Below are 19,920 nucleotides of genomic sequence, written 5' to 3'. Positions count from 1 at the left end.
TGTAAGTCATCTCCTACACGAGGTTGCAGGCATGGTTGCCCCTCTCTCCTCCTCCCGCGCCACGGCGCTGACGGCGCGCACCACCTCCTCCCAGCCGACGCTGCGAGAGGGCTCCAAGGGCGCTTCGGTGCGTGATCTGCAGAACCTGCTCAAGAGCAAGGGCTTCAACCCGGGCCCCGTGGACGGCCAGTTCGGACCGAAGACGAAGGCGGCGGTGCTGTCGTTCCAGAAGGCCAAGGGCATCTCGGTTGACGGCATCGTCGGCCCGCAGACTTGGGGCAAGTTGAAGGGCGCGGGCGGCTCGAGCCCGACGACTCCTTCCTCCCCGAAGCCTGCCGGCAAGGGCACGGCCGAGGAGTTCGTGCAGAAGGCGCTGGCGCAGCGGGGCGACAAGTACGTCTTCGGTGCCGAGACCAAGCTGAACGATCCCAACCCTGACACCTTCGACTGCTCGGAACTGGTTCAGTGGGCTGCGCACCAGGCGGGTGTGGATGTGCCGGATGGGACGATGAACCAGGTGCCCTACTTCAAGCAGAAGGGGACGGATATCTCCGTGGAGAAGGCGCTGAAGACGCGCGGCGCGCTGCTCTATCGGCCGGGCCACGTGGCCATCAGCCTGGGTGACGGGCGCACCATCGAGGCGCGCGGCAAGGCCTACGGTGTGGACATCTTCAGCGCCAATGGCCGCGGCTGGACGTCCGGCGCGCTGATCCCCGGGCTGAAGTACTGAGCTGTACGCTGTCGGCGAGCAACACCCCGGGGCCTGGCGCTTCTGTGCGCCGGGCCCTTTGTGTTTGGGGAGCTCCTGGGCAGCCTGGCTACTCGCGGGTGACGGCGCGCAGGATGATCTCCCGGCGTTGATCCAGCAGACGCAGGGCCAGGGGCAGCATCAGCCGGTAGAGCACGGCGTAGAGCGCGGCGCACAGGGCAATCATTGCCGCTGTCTGCGGCGTCGGCCCGGACTTGCCTGCAAGCCGCAGGGCCCAGCCGAAAGGCATGCAGCCCACGCTGGCGGCGACGATGCCCAGCATGGAAGCGGTGAGGGGCAGCTTGTCGCGCCGCTTGAGGCTGGCGTGGAACTTCACCGGAAAGTAGAGCGACAGGAAGTTGCCCGCGGCGAGCATTACGGGGACGAGCGCAGCCACCGAGGCCATGGAGCACAGGAAGTCCACGCCCGTGCCGAAGCCGAAGTAGAAGCGGTAGAAGAGGCCCACCGCCAGTGCCATGCCCAGGCCGGCCACGCCCTGCACTAGGTTCTTGGCGCGGAGCACATCCGCCAACTCCATGGGGGCGGCCAGGAAGATGGCGAAGCCCTGCCCGTCATAGGCGAAGGTGTTTTGCGAGAAGGTGGAGGAGATGACGACGGCGGCATAGACTGACAGCCCGCCCATCAGCCACGCATCCGCCGACTGCCCGAGCATGTACACGAACAAATCCCGCCCGGACAGCAGCTTCAGGAGGATGGCGAGCACGAAGGGCACGGCGGTGAGCAGCCGCGCGCGCGGGTTGCGCCACAAGTCCAATGCCTCCCGGGTGAGGATCGTCCGGAACCGCGTCTGCGTCCGAGCGAACGGATCCCGATCACCGGACTCCTTCATCGAGGGCCCGGCGCGTCCCGCCTGTCTGTGAAAGCGCAGGAGCAGCGCATAGGCCACCGCCAGCCCGATGGCGGTGAACAGCGCCAGCCCGAAGGACTCGATGAGGGCCAGGCGAAGGCGTCCGTGGGCCAACTGTCCCAGGGAGTCTCCGAAGAAGCCGGGCGGTACCCGGCTCAGCGCCACGGCGGCGTTGATGATGAGGTCCATGTTCAGCGCGCCCACGCCCGCCTCGCCCACGGCGGTGAGCCACGAGGTGTCGACAGGGGGGATGAACGACGCGGCGAACAGGAAGGCGAACAGCCCGCCACCGATGATCTCGGCACTGCGCTTCGCGCGCAGCACGTTGATGACGGCATGCAGGGCCACGCGGCTCCATGCGGCGCACAGCAGGGCGAACAGGATGTAGTTCGCGACGGCGACCCATGGGGCACGCATGGAGTTGACGGAGGCGTATCCCAGGGCCGCACCGGTAAGTGGTGCGTAGAAGACGAGCGCGCGCGGCTCGAAGAGGCTGGCCACGCTGGAGGAGATGAGAAGCCGGAAGGGAGAGATGGGGAAGGGCGCGTACCGGCTCAGCTCCGAGTGATCATCCACACCGGCGGACAGCAGCGGCCAGGTGACCCACACGGAGGCGGTGACGAAGCACAGCAGGTTGAGGATGAAGTACGGCCACACGTTGCTCTGGGCCACGGGAGGCAGCCGCATGAGCCCGAAGAACATGAGCCCGAAGAAGAGCGCTGGGGCACTGGAGCCGAGGAACGTGGCCACCGCCAGCAGCTTGCTGGGGCGGCCGGAGCCACGGTTGAGGCCGATCTGCAGCCGCAGGCCCCATAGCAGCCACAGGTGGCGGAAGAAGCCAGGAACAGGAGGCGGGCTCACGCGGACTCCCGGCGCAGGGGGACCACCGGGGCGGGGGCCTCTCCGTAGAAGGACAGGCGGGCGTTGCGCGCCGCAGGCACGGAGATGAGCTTCTCGAAGACGGCCTCCAGGGAGGGTGAGTCGTAGCGGGTGATGAGCTCCTGCACGGTGCCCTGGTCCAGCATCTGCCCGCCGCGGATGATGCCCGCGTGGGTGGCCAGGCGCTCGGCGATCTCCAGCACGTGGGTGGTGAGCAGCAGGGTGACGCCGCGTCGGCTCAGCTCTCGCAGCAACTCGCGGATGACACCGGCGGCGAGTACGTCGATACCCTCGAAGGGCTCATCCAGGAAGACGAGCTCGGGCGCGTGGATGAGCGCTGCGGCGATGGCCAGCCGTCGGCGCATGCCCTTGGAGTACTCGGCCACGAGCGCGCCGGCCTTGTAGGTGAGCTCGGTGAGCTCCAGCAGCTCCACGGCGCGAGCGGCGGCCTCGTCTCCGGACAGGCCATACATGCGGCCGCAGAAGGTGAGGTACTGCCGGCCGGTGAGACGCTCGAAGAGGCTGAGCTCCTCGGGGACCATGCCGATGCGGCGCTTCACCTCCATGGGCTGCTTGACGGCATCCAAGCCCAGCAACTGGATGCTGCCCGCGTCCGGGCCATACACGCCGGTGAGGATGGTGAGGGAGGTGGACTTCCCGGCGCCGTTGGGGCCCAGGTAGGCGTAGAAGGCGCCACGGGGGATCTGGATGTTGAGCCCGTTGAGCGCGGTGAAGCTGCCGAAGCGTTTGACGAGCCCGCGGGCGTCGACGGCCAGGTCGGAGGGGGAGGGCGACATGTGACGCCCAGTCTCGGCCGACCAAGCCCCTGCCGACAATCCCCCTGGGATTTCAGGAGGCGGGCAGTGCCTCGTGCGGTTGCCTGCCCAGCACGAGATTCAGGATGCCGAGACTTTCGGCCTCAGGCTCCGATGTGCCTGCGCGGCGGTATCCACGACGAGGTTGCAGTACGGGCCGACGTGGTAGTGATTCTTGTTCACGTCTGCGCCTGGCTTGCACAGGGTGTCGCGAACCTGGACGAGGGTGAGTTTGGGAATGAGTGAAGTCGCCAAACCAGACTGCGGCTTCGTGCGCGTTACGGCTCGACGTAGCAGCGGACTCCGTTGACGCGGATGATTCCTTTGCCGCCGTTGGCCTCCGCGGCCTTCTTCGAAGCGTTCAGCTCGTCCTCGGTCGCCGCGCGCAGGAGCATGCCGTCCTCGTAGCGCAGGAGCCGTCCGAACCGAGGCAGGGCGGGCTCTTTCCTGGTCTTCACTTCTGAAGTCATGGTCGTCTCCCGGGTGCCCGTATTCAGGCGGACAGGGCTACCCGTCGGCACCCCTGAAGAGGAGATCTTTACACAAGCCGAGCCGACGGGCCCACGCAGAGCGCGCGGCTCAGTGCATCAGCGACATCTCGGGCGGACCGACGATTTGCTGCACCGTCATCCGCACCTTGTCCAGGTCCACTGGCTTGGAGATGTAGCCGGCGGCGCCCACCAGCTCCGCCTCCCACTCGAAGCCGTAGCCGGAGATGATGATGATGGGGAGGTTGCGCGCCCTCGGCATCTTCTTCAGCGCGTCGAGCAAGCCCCACCCGCTCATCACGGGCATCCGCAGGTCCAACAGCACCGCGGCGGGCATGTCTCCCTCCAGCAGGTCCAGCGCCTCCCGGCCGTTCGAGGCCTGGACGGTGCGGTACCCCAGTTCCTCGAGGGCATCGCAGATGAGCGTGCGGTGGCTCGCGTCGTCGTCGACGACCAGGATGTGGGACATGGTGAGGCCTCAGTAAGACAAGCAGCGGGGGTGTGGTGATTCTATGGGGACCAAGATGGGATCGATTTCCCCATAGCGGAAGGGGGGGATCCAATTTTCAACAGCCACTCGCCTCGCAGGGGTGTTCCCCTCAGTCTGCCACCCCGTAAAGACGCAGTGCGTTCTGCCCCAGCAGCCCCGCCTCCACCTCGTCCCCCAGCTTCAACCCTAGCAGCTGCTTCAGTTCTCGATCCCACGCGTACGGCAGGTGAGGGAAGTCCGTCCCGTAGAGGATGCGCTCGGGACGCACGTCCAGCGCCCGGCGCGGCAGGGGCAGGGGGAAGTAGTCCGCCATGGCCATGGTCGTGTCCAGCCAGAGCGTGTCGTAGCGCTCCAGCAGCCGCGCGTACGCGTCGAACTCGTCCGCCCCCAGGTGGGGGATGCACAGCTTGAGGGTGGGATGATCCCTCAGCACTCGCTCCACCCGCTCGGCCGAACATAGGGCGTGCGGATCACACTTGTAGTGGGGACTCGAGGGCTCCCGGCCCGCGTGCATGACCAGAGGCCGGCCCGCCCGGGCACAGGCGGCATACACCTCGTGCAGTTCAGGCGCGTCCGGAGCGAAGCACTGGACGTGGCAGTGCAGCTTCACACCGTGGAGCCCCGCGGCGAAGGCCTCCGCGAGGATGTCCGCCGCGCCTTCTTCTCCAGGCAGCACCGTGGCCAGCCCCACCACGCGCGGCTCGGCGCGGACCACCTGCGCCATGTACTGGTTGAGCATGCGCGCCATGCCCGGCTTGTGTGAGTAGGCCAGCGCCACCACCCGGCTCACCCCGCGCGACAACAGGAAGGCCACCACCTCGGGCGTGTGCAGCTTGTAGCGGATGGGCCAGCCGTACTGCTCGAACCAACGCCAGATGGCCTCGAAGACACCATCCGGGAACAGGTGGACATGGGCATCCACCACGGGCGGCAGCCCCTCTGGGAGCTTCAACCCCTCCTCGTCATTCAGCGCGGGCAGCGGCACCGGGCGGCTGCGTGGATCCAACCAGGAGGAGATGGCTCCCAGGCAGGTGGGGACTTCGTCGGAAAGGGACATGGGGAGGGCGGGCGCCTGGCTACTCCTTCTTCGGGCCCGGCTCCTGTTCTTGATCCAGCCGCCGCAGGAAGTCGTTCTGCTGGGAGTAGCCCTGGCGCTCCAGGCGCTGCGCCTCGATGAGGTCCGCCACCTTGGCGCACACCTGCCCGAGCGTTCTCAGGGAGTCCGCGAGCAGCTTCTCCATCTGATCCTGGGCGTCCGGCCGCTTGAGGATGCTCCGGTCGCGGCGGAACAGCAGTGGCACCTTCATTCCTCCAATCTAAGGGATGCGCCCCTCGGGGTCACCCCTGTGGAGCAAGCGGCGGGTCGGAGGGCGCCCGACTGGCTTGTTGGCCAGTTGACGCGGCAGGTCGGCCATCAACAGCTTTACAGTCTGGCAAATTTACAAACTTCACCTCCTATGGCCAAAAGGGATCGCAAGAAGGTGCGGGGTGGCCCTCCAACCCTTTGAAATTCGAGGGAATTGACGAATTTTCAAGAGGGGGGATGACGCGGGGTTAATAAGTGCTTACAGTGCTCCCCACCTGAAGCTCACTCAACCCACGGGGGACTGCGCGATGGCTTACGACGGCGAGCTTGTGAAGATGGAGAATGGCCGCTGGGCGCGGTTCCAGCGGTGCCGGGTGCACCGGCCAGGCGTCGAGGATGCGGGCGAGACGATGCTCCTGATCGCTGTGGAGCTCGAGGATCGCTACCAGCGCATGCTGGACGCCGTGGCGGACTCCCTGGCCCAGTACAGGCGGCAGGGTATCGCGGTGCAGGTGCGCATGGACGAAGTTCAAGGCGTCACCCTGCAGCCCGAGGTATCCGAGGCCACCGTTCACTGAGGACGTGCGCACGTCTCGCCCTCTGGGGCGAGGCGCTGTTCACGCTTTGACACTGGCGGGGCTCCGCGCCTTTGACGGCACGGGGCCCCGCTTTTTTACGACGCGGGGCGACGACGCACCGGGCCAGCCTCAGGTGCCGTTCAGCCAGCGCTCATAGGCCTCGAAGCCGTACTCTCGGCCCAGGAAGTCTTTGACCAGCAGTGCGGCATCCCGGGTGCCGGCCGGTTCGAGCACGGCGTGGCGGTAGCGCATGGCGGGCGCGGGGCTCATCAGCCCCTCGGTCTGGAAGGGCGTGAAGAGGTCCTTCGCGATCACGAGCGACCACATATAGGTGTAGTAGGCGGCCGAGTACGAATCCAGGTGGCCAAAGGACAGGTGGAAGTACGTGTCCGGGGCGTACTTGAAGGGCGTGTAGCGCTCCTGGAGCTGCTTCATGAGCGCGGTGGTGTCCAGGCCCTTCGGGTCGCGGTTGTAGAAGTTGAGGCTGGTGGCCGCGTAGAACATCTGCTGGCGCACCCACAGCCCCTTGCCGAACTCGTCGGCCTTCTTCATCCGTCCGATGATGTCCATGGGCAGCGGCTGCTGGGTCTGGTAGTGCTTCGCGAAGGTCTGCAGCGACTCCGGTGCCCAGGCCCACTCCTCGAGCATCTGCGAGGGCGCCTCGACGAAGTCCAGCTCGGTGCGCGTGCCGGACAGGCCCGCCCAGCGCCCGTGGCCGCCGAGGATGTGGTGCATCAGGTGGCCGAACTCGTGGAAGAACGTCTCGACGTCGCTGTGCTGCATGAGCGCGGGCTCGGCGCCGGGCTTGGGGAAGTTGCACATCAGCACGCCCTCGGGGAGCGTCTTTCCCTCCTTGCCGCTGAACAAGTCCCACTGCGCCGCGTGCTTGTACTTGTTCTCGCGCGGGTGCATGTCCAGGAAGATGCGGCCCAGCAGCGTGGCGCCCTCGTAGACGTCGTACACCTCGATGTCCGGGTGCCACACCGGCGCGTCCTGGCGCGGTTTGAACGTCAGGCCGAACATGCGCGAGGTGATGTCCAGCACTCCATCTCGCACGCGCGTGTACTCGAAGTAGGGGCGCACCGCCTGCGAGTCGAACTGGTACTGCTCGGCCTTCACCCGGTCCTCCAGGTACTGCTGGTCCCACGGGTTGACGGTGGTGGCCTTGGGCTCGTCCTTGCGCTTGCGGGCCAGCAGCGTCTCGTAGTCGCTCTTGGCCCGGGCGCCCGAGGCGGTGGTGATCTTCTCGATGAAGTCCGCGGCGGCCTTCTCGGTGCGGATCATCTTGTCCTCGGTGGTGTACGCGGCCCAGTTCGGGTAGCCGAGGAGCGTGGCCAGTTCGTGGCGCCTGGCGATGAGGCGCGAGAGCGTGTCCAGGTTCTTCGGATAGCCGCGCTGGCGGTAGATGCGCCAGAGGGACTCGCGGGCCTTGGCGCTCCGGGCGTACGCGAGGAAGGGGGCGTAGTCCGGGGTGTCGGTGGTGATGCGCACCTTGCCGTTGGGCCCGGGCTTGTGGCCCTGGATGTAGTCCTCCGGCAGGCCGGCCAGCTCCTTGGGATCCACTTCCACGGAGCGCACGTCCTCGCGGATGTTGCGGCCGAACTCCTGGCCAATCCGGGTGAGCTCCTCCTGGAGCGAGAGCACCTTGGCGCGCGTGGCCTCGTCCCGGTCCACGCCGTAGCGGCGGAAGGTGCGCAGCTCGTGGGTGATGTACTGCCGCGTCGGGCCGTCCGCCTTGCTCGGGTCGAGGCTGACGAGCACGTCATAGACACCGCGATCCAGGTTGATCCCGGTGAGGGTCTTCTGGACCTCGGTGTCGCAGTCCTGGGAGGCGTTGCGCACGGCCTCGTCCGGGTGGGAGTTGGTGGCGATGGCCGAGCGTCCGCTGGCGTCGTTGAGCAGGGCGATGGCCTCGTCATACACCTCGAGCGCCGCGACGGTGTCCCGGGGGGCCGGCAGCGCCTTGAAGCGGGCGATGGCCTCCCGGGCCTTCTGGATGTCCTGGAGGCACGAGTCCCGGAACTGGGCAGCGGTGACCGTCAGCGCGCGCCCCCCGTTGAGGGCCAAGGGCGCAGGGGCAGCCACCGGGGCCGGGGCCGTCTGGGCGGTGGGCGGAGGGGCGGGAGTGTTGGCGGTGGAGCTGGCGCACCCTGCGAGCGCAGAGGCGGCGGCGAGAGCGAGAGTGAGACGACGCAAGAGGTGGGTCCCTTCCAAGGGGGGTGGTCTTCTTCAACCCGGTCCGCGAGGAGGCATTCCCTCGCCAGGCCTCGGACCGGCGAGGCAGGTTACCCGGCCTCGAAACATTTCTTCATGGATCTGCAATGGCGGGCCAACAGGCCTCGTATGTCATGGCACCACCGATGACAGGGACGCGGCCGGCGTCCTGGATCGGTTGGAGGCCTCACCCATGTTGGTCGAGACGACGCGCTGCGAGTTGGGACGTGAGCCTATCGTGTTCGGACACGCGCTGGAGACGCTCGTGGCCGAAGCAGAGGTGCTGGCGCCGCATGTCCTCGATGAGTTCGCCCGGCTGGGGCTGTCTCCGCAGCACTTCCTGGAGGTGGCATACCCCGTGGAGGTGTGGTCCGAGGCGCTCGGCACCTTGGTGAAGGCGCTCTCGGCGGACGTGGGGACGGCGGCGGCGGAGTTCCTGCTGGGCCAGCGCTACGCCGACCAGGCCATGCACTCGCGGATCGGCGCAGCCCTGAACGCCCATGCGCAGGTGGTGGGGCCGGAGCGGACGCTGATGCGCACGGCGCGCAACCTGCGGATGGCCAACAACTTCACGGATGCCACGGTGCGGGCGCTGCCCGGAGGCAAGGGCTGGGAGCTCGTCACCCGTCCTCTGCCGGAGTTCGTCGCCTCCCACCTGCTCCAGATGGACCCGCCCCACTTCATGCGGGGAGTGCTCACCCGCGCGCTCGAGGCGGCGGGAGCCAAGGGTGTCCGCATGGAGCTGGTGGACCATGACGAGGTGCTGGGCACCTCCGTCTTCCACGTGAGCTTCTGAAGCCCCCGGCGCTCAGGCCGTGATCTGGAAGAAGCGCTCGGCGTTCTCGTAGCCCACGCGCCGGACGATTCGCTCGGAGAGGTTGGCCTTGGCCAGCAGGCGGGCCAGACGCGCCAGTCCCAGGATGTCCCCGGCGCCATCGCCCGCGTCGGAGTTCAGCACCAGCCGTTCACTGCCCAGCTTGCGCACCAGAGCCACCGCCCGCTCGGCCTTCAGAGCTTCGGGGTGCAGCGTCAGGCCGGCCCAGTGCCCACAGCCCAGGATGGCGCTTACCGTCCTCCCCGTGGCGTGGTCCACCAGGACACGAGAGGGCAGCACCCCCGAAGCGCGCAGCAGCGCGAGGATTCGCCGCGTGTGGCGCTCCTTGTCCTGCAGGGGCGTGTGCACCACCACCCGCAGTTTCAGCCGCCGGGCCAGCGCGAGCTGCTCCAGGAAGGCCTCTTCCTCCTCCTCGCCGCCGGCATGGAGCCCGGTTTCTCCCAGCGCCACCACGCGTCCGCCCTGGAAGTAGTCCGGCAGCCGAGAGAGCACCTCGGACAGCCCGCGCCGGGGGATGCAGCGCGGGTGCACTCCCAGCGCCGCATAGGCTCGGATGCCCAGCCGATCCAGGCGGGGGAGCTGTCGGCCCACCAGGTCATCGAAGTGGTTCAGCAGCGCCTTGGAGGAGGGCTCGGGGAAGTGATGGGCCACCACCAGCACCCGCTGCACCCCGAAGAAGCGCATGGACTCGAGGTCCTGATCGCTCAGGGCCTCGGGGTGCAGGTGCGCGTCGAAGAGGGAGGGGAGCTCGGGCACAGGGCTCTCACAAGGGGGGAAGACAGCAACCTATATCCTGATCTTCGGCACTGCTGCGTGCCCCGTTCCCTCCCCCGACACGACTCCCCACGTCACCCTGCCTAGCAAACAACGCGCCGTGTCAGCAGCGGGTTGTTGGTGCTCAACATCTCTTCTCGGGGGCCTGTTTCCTTCCGAAAACTCATAGCGCCCGTAATGCAGGATGGTGGTCGTTAGGCCCCTTCGCTCTTGTACAGCGGCCCTGTTTGAGGTTTCTAAGTCCCCGTTGTCTGGGGGGGATTTGGGTCTCACCAGTATCCCCGACCCGAGGGCGAGCCGTGGCGGTCCTCACGTCTTCACCCTCGGAATTTCAGCATGGTCACAGAATTTTACTTGTACGGGTGTAGAAATCCGTACAAGATGAAAAATGCCATGAGGTTACCTACGGGGGCTGTGATGAGCACAACCACCAAATCCAGGAAGCAACCACCTCCACCGCAGCAGGAAGTGAAGGTGTTCTACAAGCCGTGCTTCGGGATACGCGCCGAGAGCCACGGGCTGTCCGTGGATGTGAGCGCCCGTCCGCAGAAGGACAAGGACGAACCCCAGCGCGGTTGACGATCATTTCCGCGGTCCCTATCTCTGGGCCGCATGTCCCCATCCCTCGCGGCAGTGGTGTTGTGTGCCGGCAAGGGCACCCGGATGAAGTCGGAGAAGGCGAAGGTCCTTCACCCCATCCTGGGCAGGCCCCTCTGTGCATATCCTTTGAAGCGCGCGCTCGAACTGGGTGCCTCTCCGTTGGTGCCGGTGGTAGGCCACCAGGCAGCTGAAGTGGAGAAGGCCATCCGCGCGCAGTTCCCCTCGGCCTCGTTGCGCTTCGCGCTCCAGAAGGAGCAGCGCGGCACCGCGGATGCGGTCCGCTCGGCGGAGGGCGAGCTGAAGGACTTCTCGGGCCGGGTGCTCATCCTCTATGGAGATGTGCCGCTGCTGCGCCGCGAGACGCTGGAGGCGCTGGTGGCCGCGCACGAGTCCGGCAAGGCCACGCTCTCCATGGTGTCCACGACTCTGGACGATCCCACCGGATACGGCCGCGTCATCCGCGAGGGTGGCAAGGTGACGCGCATCGTCGAGCACAAGGACTGCACTCCGGAGCAGAGGGCGGTGCGCGAGTGCAACGCCGGCATCTACCTGGTGGAGTCCTCCTTCCTGTGGCGCGCGCTGGCGGAGATCCGCCCGCAGAACGCGCAGGGCGAGTTCTACCTCACGGATCTGGTGGAGATGGCGGCACGCCTGGGGCCCGTGGCCACCGTGGAGGCGGACGCCACGGACACCGCGGGCGTGAATGATCGCGTGGAGATGGCCGCGCGTGCCCGGGTCATGCAGCAGCGGATCAACGAAGGCCACATGCGGGCCGGCGTCACGCTGCTGGATCCGGCCAGCGCCTTCATCGAGGACGACGTCAGCATCGGCGCGGACACGGAGATCGGCCCGCAGGTGTCACTGGCGGCCGGCACGGTGGTGGGACGCAACGTCACCATCGGCCAGGGCAGCGTGCTGACGGCCTCCACGGTGGCGGATGGCACCACCATCAAGCCTTACTCCGTCTTCGAGGAAGCCAAGGTGGGCGAGCGGTGCATCATCGGTCCGTTTGCTCGCCTGCGTCCGGGCACGGAGCTGGCCGAGGAGGTCCACCTGGGCAACTTCGTGGAGACGAAGAAGGCCCGCATCGGCAAGGGCTCCAAGGCCAACCACTTGGCGTACCTGGGAGACGCGAAGATCGGCTCCGGGGTGAACGTCGGCGCGGGCACCATCACCTGCAACTATGACGGAGTGAACAAGCACGTCACCGAACTCGGGGACGGTGTCTTTATCGGCTCGGACACGCAGTTGGTGGCTCCCGTGAGCGTCGGGGACGGTGCGTATGTCGGCGCGGGGACAACCGTGACGAAAAATGTACCGCCTGGGAGCCTCGCTGTGTCCAGGGTGCCTCAGGTGAACAAGGAAGGCTGGGTGGCCCGCAAGAAGGCTCAGCGCGGCTAACACCCTGAAGATCGGGCGGTTTCCTGAAGCCGCCCCCGCCGCGCTACGATGGCGCGGCTCTTGCTCAGTAAGAAAACCGGAAACCATTCCAGGCAGCGTGGCTCGGGAATCCCGCGGAGAAGTCCGACGGGCAAGGGCGTGTGAGAGAGAGTGAGGTCTGAATCATGTGCGGGATCGTTGGTTACGTCGGTGACAAGGAGTCGGCTCCCATCCTGGTGTCCGGCCTGAAGAAGCTGGAGTACCGGGGATACGACTCGGCGGGCGTGGCGGTGGTGAATCGCAACACGCTCAACGTGGTACGAGCCACGGGCAAGCTGAAGAACCTGGAGAACCGCGTGTCGCAAGAGGTGCCCAAGGGCACCATCGGCATCGGCCACACGCGGTGGGCCACGCACGGCCGTCCCTCGGACGAGAACGCTCACCCGCACTCGTACAAGGGCGTGGCCGTGGTGCACAACGGCATCATCGAGAACCACCTGGCGCTCAAGGAGGAGCTGCGGGCCAAGGGCCACATCTTCTCCTCGGAGACGGACACCGAAGTCTTCGCCCACCTCATCTCGGATGAGCTGGAGCGCGGCGTGGATCTGGTGGAGGCCGTCCGCCTCGCCATCAAGCAGGTGAAGGGCACCTACGCCCTGGCCGTGGTGACGGCGAGTGATCCGAACCGCATCGTCGCCACCAAGGACTCGTCGCCCATGGTGCTGGGCCTGGGCCAGGGGCAGAACTTCGTGGCCAGCGACGTGCCGGCGCTGCTCGAGCACACCCGCGACTTCGTCTACATGGAGGAGGGGGATCTCGCCGTCGTCACCGCGCAGAGCATCGACATCTACAACCGCCAGGGCCAGAAGGTGAACCGGCCCACCCGCCGCATCGACTGGACGCCGATGATGGCCGAGAAGGGCGGTCACAAGCACTTCATGCACAAGGAGATCTGGGAGCAGCCCCGCGCCGTGGCGGACACGCTGCGCGGCCGGATGCTCCTGTCCGAGGGCGACATCCACTTCGAGGGTTGGAATCTCTCCCCGGAGAAGGTCCGCTCGCTGTCGAAAGTCACGATCCTCGCGTGCGGCACCTCGTGGCACTCGGGTGTCGCTGGCAAGCACATGATCGAGACGCTGGCGCGCATCCCCGTGGAGGTGGAGCTGGCCAGTGAGTTCCGCTACCGGGACCCCATTGTGGACGGCACGCATCTGGCCATCGCCATCAGCCAGTCCGGCGAGACGGCGGACACGCTGGCGGCCTTCAAGGAGGCCAAGGCCCGCGGTGCCACCTCCATGGCCATCTGCAACGTCATCGGCAGCGCGATGACGCGCGAGGCGGAATTCTCGGTGCTGACCAATGCCGGCCCGGAGATCGGCGTGGCGTCCACCAAGGCCTTCACCACGCAGCTGGTGGCGCTCTACATGCTGGCGGTGAAGCTGGGCCGCATGCGCGGCACCCTCACCGTGAAGCAGGCCCAGGAGCACCTGACGCACCTGACCGAGATCCCGAAGATGATCGAGGACGTGCTCAAGTGCGAGAACTCGGTGAAGCGCGTGGCGCGCGAGTTCATGACCGCGCAGGACTTCCTCTTCCTCGGCCGCGGCCCCATGCACCCGGTGGCGCTCGAGGGTGCGCTCAAGCTCAAGGAGATCTCCTACATCCACGCGGAGGGCTACGCCGGCGGCGAAATGAAGCACGGCCCCATCGCGCTGATCGACGAGAAGATGCCTGTGGTCGTCATCGCGCCCAAGCAGCCGCACGTGGCCTACGAGAAGATCATCGGCAACATCGAAGAGGTGCGTGCCCGCGGCGGCAAGGTCATCGCCATCATCGACGAGGATGACGAGCACGTGGCCTCGTTGGCGGATCACGTCGTCCGCATCCCGCCCGCCTGCGCGTTGCTCGCGCCAGTGGTCGCCACCATCCCGTTGCAATTGCTTGCGTATCATGTGGCGGAAATGCGCGGAAATGACGTGGATCAGCCGCGCAATCTCGCCAAGAGTGTGACCGTCGAGTAACGCCCTACCTGATACATCGGGAAAACCGAAGCCCGGGCACCTCCTATACGAGGTTCCCGGGCTTTGTTCGTTCTCGGGTACATGCCTTGTCAGGGAACCCGGAAATCCACTCGCCGAAGTGACCTGCTAGGTATTGAACCAATAAAAATAATACGCTACCTGTGTAATCAACCTGGGGAATGTTGGTTCTCACAAGCTGGGGCCACGGCCTACCCTCTCCCACCCAGGTATCAGGTACCCCCTATGGAAGCTTCGGAACGCAGCGCCACGGTGGCCTCCATCCATCAGGAGGCCATCCAGCATGGCATCTACTTCCTCACCCCGGATGATCAGGAGCTGCACGGGCGGACATTCAGCCTCAACGGGCAGGAGCTGTTGTCCTTCGCCTCGTGCTCCTATCTGGGGCTGGAGCATCACCCCCAGCTGGTCGAGGGAGTTGTCCATGCGGTGAGGCGCTACGGCACCCAGTTCTCGGCGACGCGCGGCTTCGTGTCCGCGCCGCCGTACGCGGAGCTGGAGGCGCTGATGTCCGAGCTGCTTGGGGGCTATGCGCTCGTCTGTTCCTCTACTTCGTTGGGGCACCAGTCCGCGCTGGGCGTGCTGGCCACGGAGAAGGACGCCATCGTCCTGGATCACCAGGCCCACTACAGCATCCAGCAGGCGGCGCAGCTGACTCGCACCTCGGGGTGTCGGGTGGAGATCGTCCGGCACGGAGAGCTGGAGCGCGCGCTGGAGGTGATCCAGCAGCTGGCGCCGCTGCATCGCACGGTGTGGTTCGCCGTGGACGGTGTCTACAGCATGTACGGCGACCTGGTACCGGTGGAGCTGCTGCGGCAGGCGCTGAAGATTGCCCCCAACGTGCGGCTGTACGTGGATGACGCGCACGGCATGAGCTGGGTGGGCAAGCACGGCCAGGGCAGCTTCCTGACGCGCATGGGCTTCAACGAGCGCATCGTCCTGGCCACCTCGCTGAACAAGGCCTTCGCGGCGGGTGGCGGCTGTCTGCTGTTCGCCACCGAGAAGGAGCGCCAGTTCGTCCGCAAGACGGGAGGCCCGCTCTTCTTCTCCGGCCCGTTGCAGCCGCCCATGCTGGGCGCGGCCATCGCCTCGGCGAAGCTGCACCTGTCCCCGGAGATCTACAAGCACCAGGAGGTGCTGCAGGAGCGCATCCGGCAGGCCAACACGCTGATCCATGAGGCGGGCCTGCCGCTGCTGCTGGAGAACGAGACGCCCATCTTCTTCATGCGCCTGGGGCTGCCGCGGCTGGCCTTCAAGGTGGCGCGGAGGATGATGGACGAGGGCATCTATGTCACGCCGTCGGTGTACCCCACGGTGCCCATGCGCCGCGGAGGCATCCGCCTGTCCCTCACGGCGAACCACACCGCCGAGGATGTATCACGTGTTATCGAACGGCTGGCGGTGCACGTGCCCGCCGTGCTCGCGGAGGAGGGGTGGAGCGTCGACAACCTGGACGAGGAGTTCCGCAACGCGCTGCCGGGGAAGATCCGGCTCGGCGCCCGGGTCCGGGCTCCGCTGCAGGAACTCATCCAGCGGCTCATCGTCGAGCAGCAGCCGCCCGAGGAGAAGCCCGTCGCGCCGCTGCCTCCCGCCCGGAGGCCGGTGGATCCGCCCGTGGAGCTCGTCGTCGAGCGCTACTCCTCCATCTGGCAGATCGACAAGGCGCTGTGGAACTCGATGCTGGGCACCGTGGGCTTCGTCAGCTGGGACTCGCTGATGATGCAGGAACAGGTGTTCACCGATACCGAGGAGCGCGAGAACTCCTGGCAGTTCCTCTACGTGCTGATCCGCGACAAGCCCGGCAACATCCTCGCGGCGGCGCCCTTCACGGTGGCGCTGTGCAAGGATGACATGCTGATGCGCGAGGAGGTGTCTCAGCGTGTCGAGGAGCGGCGCAAGACGGATCCCTACTTCCTGTCCTCACGCTCACTGGTGCTGGGCACGCTGCTCTCGGAGGGCAACCACCTGTATCTGAACCGAGCGGGGCCCTGGCGCGCCGCGCTCGCCCGGCTGCTGGAGGTGGCTCGCGAGGAGTACGACAAGGCCGGCTGCTCGGTGATGACACTGCGCGATTTGCCCGCGGATGACGCCGAGATGGATCAGGAGATGCTCCACCATGGGTTCGTGAAGGTGCCCATGCTCGACTCCCACCTGATACATATCAATTGGTGGACGGAGGACGAGTACCTCACCCAGCTGAAGTCCAAGCGGAAGCGTGATCACCTGAAAGCGCGTATCGCGCAGTCCCACTCCTACGAGCGGCGGATCCATGGGGTAGGGGTCGGAGAGACCCTCTCCCTGGAGGAGCTCGAGTACCTGCACTCGCTCTACCTGAACGTGGCGCGCAAGAGCCTGCGCTTCAACGTGTTTCACCTCCCCCTGCGCCTGCTGGCCGCCATGCACGAGTCTCCGGCGTGGGAGTTCATCGTCCTGCGCGTCCCGCCCGAGCACGGCGGGCCTTCTCACGGCCGTCCAGTGGCCTTTGGGGCAGCCCACAAGCAGGACGGACATTACGGAGGGTTCTTGTGCGGGGTGGACTATGAGTACGTGGAGACCCATGGCGTCTACCGCCAGCTCCTGTATCAAACGGTGCGACGCGCCATGGAGCTGGGGATGAAGACGGTCCACCTGGGAATGACGGCGGACCTGGAAAAGCTCCGGCTTGGCTCGGTGACACACCGCACGTGTGTCTACATGCAGGCGAGGGATCACTTCAGCGGCGCCCTGTTACGGGAGATTGCTGCCGAAGCAAGCCTTTCTCGCTCGGCCGTTCCTGTCGACAGCGCCGTTGTCGCACGTTCCGAATAGGGGGCGGGTGGAACGGCGGTGGGTCCAGGCGTAGACTGAACAACAGCTGTACCTGTTCATGCCTGCGAGTCCCTTGAAAGTTCCCTCGAGTGAGCCTGCCAGAGGGTCGTTCTCCGCGAATGATCTCGCGGAGAACTCGCCGCTTGCCATCATCGAGTGGGACGCGGCATTCAAGGTGTCCGTGTGGAGCACGCGAGCCACCGAGCTCTTCGGTTGGAGCGAGGGCGAGATTCGCGGCAAGCACCCGGTGGAGATGGCCCTCATCCACAAGGAGGATGAGACGCGTTTCACCGAGGGCGTGAGACAGCTGCTCTCGGGTGAGGTGCCCTGGATCGATCTGCAGCTGAGGAACTACCGCAAGGACGGCTCGCTCGCCTGGTGCGTGTGGTACTGCACCGCGATCCGCGACGCCGCGGGGCAGTTGCTGTGTGTTCTCACCCAGGCGCTGGATGTGACAGCGCGGGAGCATGCGCTCACCCAGCTCGAGGAGAGCGAGCGCCGTTTCAAATCCACCTTCGAGCAGGCTGCCGTCGGTATTGCGCATGTCAGTGTGGCTGGGCTGCCACTGCGAGTGAATTCGAAGATGGCGGAGATCTTCGGTTACACGACCGGAGAGATGATGACATTCGGGTTCGAGAAGACGACCTACCCGGATGATGTGGGGCCTGACCTGGACCTGGCCATGCAGGTGCTCGAGGGCACGCTCCCCATGTATTCGCTGGAGAAGCGCTACCGGCACAAGTCGGGGGAGATCATCTGGTGCAACCTCACTGTTTCACTGGTGAGGAAGCCGGATGGGATGCCCGACTACTTCATCGCCGTCATCGAGGACATCACCCGGCGCCATCGCGCGGAGCAGGAGCGGGATGAGCTGCTGGCGCGGGAGCAGGAGGCACGTCGGGAGGCGGAGGAGCTGGTGCGTCGCCGATCCGCGGAGCTGGAGGCGGCTCGCAACGCGCTCGTCCAGGCCGAGCGCCTGGCCACCGCGGGCCAGCTGGCGGCGGGCGTGGGGCATGAAATCAACAATCCGCTGTCCTACGTGCTGGCGAACCAGACGTATGCCATCGAGGAGTTGGCTCGGCTGAAGCTGCCCATGCCGGGCATGGACCTGGAGGAGGTCCAGCGGGCGCTGGTGCAGGCGCAGCTGGGGGCCGAGCGCATCCGGGACATCGTCCGGGATCTGCGTACCTTCGCGCGGGGAGATCCCGACGCGATGGGTCCGGTGGATGTGCAGGCCACGCTGGAGTTCTCCATCTCCATGGCGATGCCGCAGATGCGTCAGCGGGCGAAGCTGGTACGCAGCTACGGGAAGGTGCCCTTCGTGATGGGCAACGAGTCCCGCCTGGGACAGGTCTTCCTCAACCTGCTGATCAACGCGGCGCAGGCCATCCCCGAGGGGTTCGTCGCCCAGCACGCGGTGACGGTGGCGGTGCGGGAGGGGGAGGAGGGCTGGGTCATCGTCGAGGTGGCGGACACAGGCAGCGGGATTGCTCCCGAGCATCTGCCGCGCATCTTCGAGCCGTTCTTCACCACCAAGCCGCTGGGGGTGGGCACGGGGCTGGGGCTCTCGGTGTGCCACGGCATCGTCGTGGGGCTGGGAGGGCAGATCGAGGTGGAGAGCGAGGTGGGGCAGGGCACCCTGTTCCGGATCCGCCTGCCCGCCGCGAAGACGCTCTTCCCGGACGAGCATGAGACTCCGGTTCCAGTGCAGCGCGTGGCCACCCCGCGGCGCGTGCTGGTGATCGATGACGATCCCGAGGTCCGCGCGGCGCTCGCGCGCATCATCGGCTCGCCGCACCATGTGGAGTTGGCGGACACGGCTCGGGATGCCCAGCGGGTGTTGTTGGAGCAGCGAGAGGAGTACGACGTCATCTTCTGCGATCTGATGATGCCGGACCTCACGGGCATGGATCTGCACGACATCATCGCGGTGCAGCGCCCGGAGTTGCTCCAGCGCATGGTCTTCATGTCGGCGGGTGCGTTCACGCCCAGAGCCGTCGCGTTCCTGGAGCGCGGCTCCATCCGGCGCCTCGAGAAGCCATTCGATCCCGTGCGCGTGCGCTCGTTGCTCTATTAGGGCACCTGCGCCGAGGCCAGTGGGCCCCGTGGCTCAGAGCCCGGCGTAGCTGAGGGTCTGCATCAGCCAGGTCTGCACGGTGTTGCGCGTGGGGCTGTGGCCCGAGTCCAGCGACCAGGTGAACAGGGCGCCCGCGAACTCCCCGGCCGTTTGGTAGCGGGTGTCCGTGTCCGGCGAGAGCGCCTTTCGGATGATCTGGCCCAGCGCCGGGTCCACCGTGTCCGGCAGGTGCAACTTGGCCGCGCGGATAGCCTCCATCACCACCTCGTCCTCCGCGTCCCCGAGCTGGAAGGGGTTGCTGCCCACCACCAACTCGTGGAGCACGATGCCCAGGGAGAACAGGTCCGAGGCGGGCGTGAGTGGCTCGCCCAGTGTCTGCTCCGGAGAGAGGTAGTGGAGCTTCCCGGCGGCGATGCCGTCCTGGGGGCCGATGTCCACCCCGCGCGCCTTGGCCACGCCAAAGTCCCCGAGCTTCACGTCCGCCTCGCCCGAGAGGAAGATGTTGGAGGGGTTCACGTCGCCGTGCACCAGCTCCAGGGGACGGCCGCTGCGCGTGCGCAGTTGGTGGAAGTAGGCCAGGGCCCGCAGCACCTCGATGCACATGTGGACCGCGACGCCCAGGGGTATACGGCGCTTGAGCGCATCGTGGGCCTCCATCAGCCGCTTGAGATCCCCTCCCACGAGGAACTCCATGGCGATGTAAGGCCGCCCGAAGGCCTGGCCCGACTCGATCAAGCGCACGAGGTTGGGGTGGTCCAGCAGCCCCATCAGGTCCGCCTCGTCGGCGAAGGCCTCGGGCGGGGCGTCCTTGCGCATCAGCTTGAGGGCCACCGAGAACTTGTCGCCCCGAGGAGGAATGGCCTCGGCCAGGAACACCTCCGCCATCCCGCCCTGTCCCAGGCGCGAGCGGATGACGTAACGCCCGTAGCGCCTCGACGGCACCTCGACGGTTCTGGCGGCCCCGACTTCCACGGTCCCATTGTACGCCACGAACCAGGAAGGTGGCACCTCACCCCCCGGA

The 19,920-nt window shown here is 66.6% G+C and carries 17 protein-coding genes; 8 read left to right on the top strand and 9 right to left on the bottom strand.

Annotated elements, in window-relative coordinates; all coding sequences use genetic code 11:
* The first annotated feature begins 31 nt into the window (after positions 1 to 31).
* Complete coding sequence (locus KY501_RS25800) at positions 32 to 730, top strand: C40 family peptidase (RefSeq protein WP_224366097.1); 699 nt, start codon at positions 32 to 34, stop codon at positions 728 to 730.
* Between the two features lie 88 nt (positions 731 to 818).
* Here KY501_RS25800 and KY501_RS25795 read toward each other — a convergent pair whose 3' ends face one another.
* The 6 genes from KY501_RS25795 to KY501_RS25770 form a co-directional block, all read right to left on the bottom strand.
* The gene (locus KY501_RS25795; RefSeq protein ID WP_224366096.1) at positions 819 to 2,477 is read right to left on the bottom strand and encodes a hypothetical protein; all 1,659 of its coding nucleotides are present in this window, start codon (positions 2,475 to 2,477) and stop codon (positions 819 to 821) included.
* Positions 2,474 to 3,292, bottom strand: a complete 819-nt coding sequence (locus KY501_RS25790) for an ABC transporter ATP-binding protein (protein WP_224366095.1) — start codon at positions 3,290 to 3,292, stop codon at positions 2,474 to 2,476. Before KY501_RS25790 ends, KY501_RS25795 begins: the two co-directional genes overlap by 4 nt.
* Positions 3,293 to 3,588: 296 nt before the next feature.
* Positions 3,589 to 3,780, bottom strand: a complete 192-nt coding sequence (locus KY501_RS25785) for a hypothetical protein (RefSeq protein ID WP_224366094.1) — start codon at positions 3,778 to 3,780, stop codon at positions 3,589 to 3,591.
* Between the two features lie 109 nt (positions 3,781 to 3,889).
* Positions 3,890 to 4,267, bottom strand: a complete 378-nt coding sequence (locus KY501_RS25780) for a response regulator (protein ID WP_044190286.1) — start codon at positions 4,265 to 4,267, stop codon at positions 3,890 to 3,892.
* 130 nt (positions 4,268 to 4,397) lie between these two features.
* Positions 4,398 to 5,345, bottom strand: coding sequence for an amidohydrolase family protein (locus KY501_RS25775; RefSeq protein ID WP_224366093.1), 948 nt, complete (start codon positions 5,343 to 5,345; stop codon positions 4,398 to 4,400).
* A 19-nt stretch (positions 5,346 to 5,364) separates the two neighbouring features.
* On the bottom strand, positions 5,365 to 5,595 hold the full coding sequence (locus tag KY501_RS25770) for a hypothetical protein (RefSeq protein WP_224366092.1): 231 nt from the start codon (positions 5,593 to 5,595) through the stop codon (positions 5,365 to 5,367).
* Between the two features lie 307 nt (positions 5,596 to 5,902).
* On the opposite strand from KY501_RS25770, the gene KY501_RS25765 reads away from it, so the two are divergent.
* On the top strand, positions 5,903 to 6,172 hold the full coding sequence (locus tag KY501_RS25765) for a hypothetical protein (RefSeq protein WP_224366091.1): 270 nt from the start codon (positions 5,903 to 5,905) through the stop codon (positions 6,170 to 6,172).
* A gap of 129 nt (positions 6,173 to 6,301) precedes the next feature.
* On the opposite strand, the gene KY501_RS25760 is transcribed toward KY501_RS25765, so the two are convergent.
* The gene (locus KY501_RS25760; RefSeq protein WP_224366090.1) at positions 6,302 to 8,368 is read right to left on the bottom strand and encodes a M3 family metallopeptidase; all 2,067 of its coding nucleotides are present in this window, start codon (positions 8,366 to 8,368) and stop codon (positions 6,302 to 6,304) included.
* A 211-nt stretch (positions 8,369 to 8,579) separates the two neighbouring features.
* Here KY501_RS25760 and KY501_RS25755 point away from each other — a divergent pair, with 211 nt between their 5' ends.
* Entirely contained in the window at positions 8,580 to 9,182 is a 603-nt protein-coding gene (locus KY501_RS25755; RefSeq protein ID WP_224366089.1) for a DUF2378 family protein, read from the top strand.
* Between the two features lie 12 nt (positions 9,183 to 9,194).
* Here the strand turns inward: KY501_RS25755 and KY501_RS25750 are convergent, their stop codons facing one another.
* On the bottom strand, positions 9,195 to 9,977 hold the full coding sequence (locus tag KY501_RS25750; protein ID WP_224366088.1) for a TatD family hydrolase: 783 nt from the start codon (positions 9,975 to 9,977) through the stop codon (positions 9,195 to 9,197).
* 435 nt (positions 9,978 to 10,412) lie between these two features.
* Here KY501_RS25750 and KY501_RS25745 point away from each other — a divergent pair, with 435 nt between their 5' ends.
* The 5 genes from KY501_RS25745 (at position 10,413) to KY501_RS25725 (ending at position 18,899) form a co-directional block, all read left to right on the top strand.
* On the top strand, positions 10,413 to 10,574 hold the full coding sequence (locus tag KY501_RS25745) for a hypothetical protein (RefSeq protein WP_224366087.1): 162 nt from the start codon (positions 10,413 to 10,415) through the stop codon (positions 10,572 to 10,574).
* Positions 10,575 to 10,607: 33 nt separating this feature from the next.
* Entirely contained in the window at positions 10,608 to 11,996 is a 1,389-nt protein-coding gene (glmU, locus tag KY501_RS25740) for a bifunctional UDP-N-acetylglucosamine diphosphorylase/glucosamine-1-phosphate N-acetyltransferase GlmU (protein WP_224366086.1), read from the top strand.
* A gap of 164 nt (positions 11,997 to 12,160) precedes the next feature.
* Positions 12,161 to 13,996 carry a glutamine--fructose-6-phosphate transaminase (isomerizing) gene (glmS, locus tag KY501_RS25735; RefSeq protein ID WP_224366085.1) on the top strand — a complete coding sequence of 612 codons (1,836 nt, stop codon included), beginning with the start codon at positions 12,161 to 12,163 and terminating at the stop codon, positions 13,994 to 13,996.
* Positions 13,997 to 14,239: 243 nt separating this feature from the next.
* On the top strand, positions 14,240 to 16,822 hold the full coding sequence (locus KY501_RS25730) for a bifunctional aminotransferase class I/II-fold pyridoxal phosphate-dependent enzyme/GNAT family N-acetyltransferase (protein ID WP_224366084.1): 2,583 nt from the start codon (positions 14,240 to 14,242) through the stop codon (positions 16,820 to 16,822).
* 73 nt (positions 16,823 to 16,895) lie between these two features.
* Positions 16,896 to 18,899 (top strand): PAS domain S-box protein, encoded by a 2,004-nt coding sequence (locus tag KY501_RS25725; RefSeq protein ID WP_224366083.1) that lies wholly within the window; start codon positions 16,896 to 16,898, stop codon positions 18,897 to 18,899.
* Between the two features lie 33 nt (positions 18,900 to 18,932).
* Here KY501_RS25725 and KY501_RS25720 read toward each other — a convergent pair whose 3' ends face one another.
* Positions 18,933 to 19,907 carry a serine/threonine-protein kinase gene (locus KY501_RS25720; RefSeq protein ID WP_224366082.1) on the bottom strand — a complete coding sequence of 325 codons (975 nt, stop codon included), beginning with the start codon at positions 19,905 to 19,907 and terminating at the stop codon, positions 18,933 to 18,935.
* Positions 19,908 to 19,920 lie beyond the last annotated feature (13 nt).

Origin of the sequence: Hyalangium versicolor (assembly GCF_020103695.1) — a bacterium.
Taxonomy (GTDB): domain Bacteria; phylum Myxococcota; class Myxococcia; order Myxococcales; family Myxococcaceae; genus Hyalangium; species Hyalangium versicolor.
The sequence above is the reverse complement of the archived record's forward strand: the minus strand, read 5'-3'. Positions and strand labels throughout refer to the sequence as shown.

Bases quoted from the DNA above. Each gene is read 5' to 3' on its own strand.
- glmU (WP_224366086.1), top strand. From the start codon at position 10,608: ATGTCCCCATCCCTCGCGGCAGTGGTGTTGTGTGCCGGCAAGGGCACC.
- KY501_RS25780 (WP_044190286.1), bottom strand. From the start codon at position 4,267: ATGTCCCACATCCTGGTCGTCGACGACGACGCGAGCCACCGCACGCTC.
- KY501_RS25785 (WP_224366094.1), bottom strand. From the start codon at position 3,780: ATGACTTCAGAAGTGAAGACCAGGAAAGAGCCCGCCCTGCCTCGGTTC.
- glmS (WP_224366085.1), top strand. From the start codon at position 12,161: ATGTGCGGGATCGTTGGTTACGTCGGTGACAAGGAGTCGGCTCCCATC.
- KY501_RS25730 (WP_224366084.1), top strand. From the start codon at position 14,240: ATGGAAGCTTCGGAACGCAGCGCCACGGTGGCCTCCATCCATCAGGAG.
- KY501_RS25770 (WP_224366092.1), bottom strand. From the start codon at position 5,595: ATGAAGGTGCCACTGCTGTTCCGCCGCGACCGGAGCATCCTCAAGCGG.
- KY501_RS25775 (WP_224366093.1), bottom strand. From the start codon at position 5,345: ATGTCCCTTTCCGACGAAGTCCCCACCTGCCTGGGAGCCATCTCCTCC.
- KY501_RS25745 (WP_224366087.1), top strand. From the start codon at position 10,413: ATGAGCACAACCACCAAATCCAGGAAGCAACCACCTCCACCGCAGCAG.
- KY501_RS25790 (WP_224366095.1), bottom strand. From the start codon at position 3,292: ATGTCGCCCTCCCCCTCCGACCTGGCCGTCGACGCCCGCGGGCTCGTC.
- KY501_RS25800 (WP_224366097.1), top strand. From the start codon at position 32: ATGGTTGCCCCTCTCTCCTCCTCCCGCGCCACGGCGCTGACGGCGCGC.
- KY501_RS25755 (WP_224366089.1), top strand. From the start codon at position 8,580: ATGTTGGTCGAGACGACGCGCTGCGAGTTGGGACGTGAGCCTATCGTG.
- KY501_RS25765 (WP_224366091.1), top strand. From the start codon at position 5,903: ATGGCTTACGACGGCGAGCTTGTGAAGATGGAGAATGGCCGCTGGGCG.